Annotated in this window: 3 protein-coding genes; 2 read left to right on the top strand and 1 reads right to left on the bottom strand. The window is 70.8% G+C overall.

What is annotated here, in order from left to right:
- The coding region (locus AC3ETA_RS47560; protein ID WP_432199133.1) for a hypothetical protein at nucleotides 1-218 on the bottom strand (218 nt) is incomplete at its 3' end.
- Nucleotides 219-528: 310 nt separating this feature from the next.
- Here AC3ETA_RS47560 and AC3ETA_RS47555 point away from each other — a divergent pair.
- Entirely contained in the window at nucleotides 529-2,949 is a 2,421-nt protein-coding gene (locus tag AC3ETA_RS47555; RefSeq protein WP_432199132.1) for a fructose-specific PTS transporter subunit EIIC, read from the top strand.
- 146 nt (nucleotides 2,950-3,095) lie between these two features.
- Entirely contained in the window at nucleotides 3,096-3,782 is a 687-nt protein-coding gene (gene lepB, locus AC3ETA_RS47550) for a signal peptidase I (protein WP_432199131.1), read from the top strand.
- Nucleotides 3,783-3,893: the final 111 nt, after the last annotated feature.

Genomic DNA, 3,893 nt, shown 5'->3' with positions numbered 1-3,893 from the left:
TGTCGGTTCTCGACAGTCGTCATTACGAGCTGCTCCTCGGGGTTGGGTCGAGGGTGGGTACGGCTGGTCTGCGCGGCGGCGGACACCGGGGTGCCCGAAGAGGACACAGGCATGCCCGCGTACGCGCAGCGCAGTCCGTCGGAGGCCCTCTCTCCCTCGGCCGGTCCTTGTCGGGACCGCCCGACCGCCATCAGCAGCGACGTCTGGCTCTGTCCCAAGCTACACCGGGACGCCCGGCCGTCCCCAGTCCACCTCCGAACAGATCGAGCCATCAAGGGGGCCAGGGGTGGGCAAGGAGAGAGGCCGCTCGGGCGTTGGCGGCAGGTCAGGTGACGGTCGGGTGCGGGAGCGATAACAGGACACCAACGAAGGGTTCGCAGGTGGAGGCAGACCGGGACGTTCCGGAAGCCGTACCCCTTTGAGCCTGCGGTGAGGTGGGGCAGGATGCCTCGAGATCGGAACATCTGATCGATCTTGCGGGGCGTCCGGGACGGCGCTTCCGCACGACGACGGCGTTAGGAGATCGACGTGACCATTCCGGCCGGCCCTCCCCCCACGGGCAGCGGCGGTGGCGAGCAGCAGCGGTTGAGGCTGCTCGCGGTGACCGCGTGCCCGACCGGCATCGCCCACACGTACATGGCGGCTGAAAAGCTCGCGCAGGCCGCCGAGAGCCGCGGCATCGACATGAAGGTGGAGACGCAGGGGTCCATCGGGGCTGAAAACGTTCTGGATGACAACGATGTCAGGCATGCCGACGGCGTCATCGTCGCCGCGGACAAGGACGTGGACCTGAGCCGTTTCGCGGGCAAGCGGGTGCTGACCGTCGGCGTGGCCGAGGGTATTCGTCACCCGGAGCAGCTGATCGAGCGTGTGCTGTCGGCGCCGGTGCACACACCCGGGAGCGCCCCGACGGCCCCCGCGCCCGGCGGCGGCAAGGAACGGAGCGTCGGGTACAAGGCGCTGATGAACGGGGTCAGTTACATGATCCCGTTCGTCGTGGTCGGCGGGCTGCTGATCGCGATCTCGCTGTCGCTCGGCGGGCACACGGACCCGTCCGGCGGTCTGGTCATCCCGAAGGACTCCTTCTGGATGGACATCAACAACATCGGCGTCATCGGCTTCACGTTGATGGTGCCGATCCTGTCCGGTTACATCGCGTACGCCATCGGCGATCGGCCGGCCCTCGTGCCCGGCATGGTCGGTGGCTGGATCGCCAACACCGGTGAGCTGTACGACTCCAAGGCGGGCGCCGGGTTCATCGGCGCGATCGTGACCGGGTTCCTCGCCGGGTATCTGGTGTTGTGGATCAAGAAGGTCAAGGTCCCGAAGTTCGCGCGGCCGATCATGCCGATCATCGTGATCCCGATCGTGGCGACCACCGCGCTCGGCATGTTCTTCATCTACGTCATCGGTAAGCCGATCTCCTGGGTGTTCGAGAACCTGACCGACTGGCTCAGCGGGATGACCGGCACGAGCGCGATCCTGCTCGGGGCGATTCTGGGCCTCATGATCGCGTTCGACATGGGCGGGCCGGTCAACAAGACGGCGTTCCTGTTCGGCGCCGGGCTCATCGCTACCGGCAACCAGACGGTCATGGGCATGTGCGCGGCCGCGATCCCGGTCATGCCGCTCGGCCAGGGCCTGGCCACGCTGATACGGAAACGGCTGTACACCGAGCAGGAGCGGGAGACCGGGCTCGCCTCGCTGTTCATGGGCTGCTTCGGCATCTCCGAGGGCGCGATTCCGTTCGCGGCGGCGCGGCCCGCGCAGGTCATCCCCGCCAACATGCTGGGCGGCGCGGTCGCCGGTGCGATCGCCGGGGTCGCCGGCGTCGAGGACGCGGTGCCGCACGGCGGGCCGATCGTGGCCGTGCTGGGTGCGGTGAGCGGGGTCCCGATGTTCTTCGTGGCCGTGCTGATCGGGGCGGCCGTCACCGCGCTGACCACGGTCGCCCTCGTCGACCTGGGCGAGCGCAGGCGGCGCGGGGAAGCGGGCGCCGGTTTGGGTGTGGGTGCGCGTGAGGCCGTGCTGGTGGGGGCCGGGGTCGGGGTGACCGGCGCTGGTGCCGGCACTGAAGCTGGAGCGGGCGCCAGTGGTGCCGGCGTAGGGGGCGTGGAGCAAGGGGGCGTGGAGCAAGGGGGCGTGCCGAAGCAGACCGGCCCGGCTGAGCCTGCCGGCACCGGTGTGCCGGGCGACCGTTCCGAAGGAGCCGACGCAGCCGAGGGAGCCAGCACGGCCGAGGGAGCCAGCAGGGCGGAGGGAGCCGACACGGCCGAGGGAGCCAGCACGGCCGATGGGGCCAGCACGGCCGATGGGGCCAGCACGGCCGAGGGGGCCAGCACGGCCGAGGGAGCCGACACGGCGGATGGGGTCGGCACGACCGGGGGAGCCGGCGCAGCCGAACCGGCTGAACCGGCTGAACCGGCTGAACCGGTCGATGAGGCTGAACCGGTCGATGAGGCTGAACCGGCCGAAGCCGGCGGTGACTCGGGCGGCGTCCTCTCCGGCTATCTCACCGAGCAGACCGTGAAGGTTCGGCTCGGTGCCGGCGGCAAGGAGGCCGCGATCCGTGAGATGGCGGAGCTGCTGGGGCGGACCGGGAAGGTCGTGGATCCGGAGGGGTTGGTCGCGACGGCACTGCGGCGGGAGGCGCAGGGGACGACCGGACTCGGTGAGGAGATCGCGATTCCGCATGCCAAGACGGATGCGGTGAGCGCGCCGGTCGTCGGTTTCGCGAGGTCCGCGGAGGGCGTCGAGTGGGGTTCGCCGGACGGTACGAAGGCGAGGCTCGTGTTCATGATCGCCGTACCGGAGGCGGCCGCGGGTGACGAGCATCTGCGGATTCTGGCGCTGCTGTCGCGGAAGTTGATGGACGCGGAGTTCCGGGAGCGGCTGCTTGCGGCGCCGGACGAGTCGGCCGTGCTCGGGGTGCTGCGCGAGGTCGGTTGACCGCGTCGAACGGGTCCGCGTCCACGGGACGGACGCGGGCCCGGACCGCCGCGTCACAGCGGCCAGCTACGCTCCCGCTCACCGCGCGGGCGTAAGGGGATCGGCCAATCGGCCCGGTGAGGAGAGGTCGTGTGGGGAGGGGCGCAATGTCCGGGGCAGGGCGAAGACTTGGGGTCGCGGCCGTCGTAGTGGGTCTGCTGGGGCTGGTGTTGGGGGTCGGCGGGCTCGCGTATGCGCGGGTCGGTCTCGGTGGCGCCGTGGTGTCGAGCGAGAGCATGAGACCGACGTACGGGCCGGGTGACCGGATCTTCTACGAGCGGACCGACGGGAGCGGGGTGCGGCGCGGGGACGTCGTGCTGCTCTCGGCGCCGGACCGGTACGGCTTCGACGTGCTGGTGGTCAAGCGGGTCATCGGCGTGGGCGGCGACCGAGTGGCCTGCTGCACCGGGACGGGGACGGCCGGGCGCGTCACCGTGAACGGAAAGCCGATCGAGGAGCCGTATCTGAAGGGCGGGGAGGCGGGCGGCGGGTCCGGGATTCCCGCCTACGACGTCCGGGTTCCCGAGGGGAGGCTGTTCCTGCTGGGTGACAACCGGGCGAACGCCCGTGATTCGCGGGCCTTTCTCGACGACCGGGGCGGCACCTTCGCCGAGTCCGAGATCCGCGGGCGCGCGACCGACGGCTACGCCCTGCCCACCGTCATCGGGACGGCGTTCCCGCTCGGCGTCGTACTGACGCTGGTCGGGGTCGGGCTGGGGATCGGGGCCCGGGTCGTACGGCGGCGCGGGCGCGCCCCGGTTCCGGTCGCCCCGAACTGGCACCTGCCTGCCTGACGCCCGCACCGCACACCGCAGCACTGACAACCTGGCGCCGGCGCCGCGGCCACCACAACCCCACACCAGCACCGCAACACAAACAACCCGACACCGACGCCGCAGCCACCA

This window comes from Streptomyces sp. bgisy027 (assembly GCF_057710365.1).
This window is presented reverse-complemented; position numbering and strand designations above follow the sequence as displayed.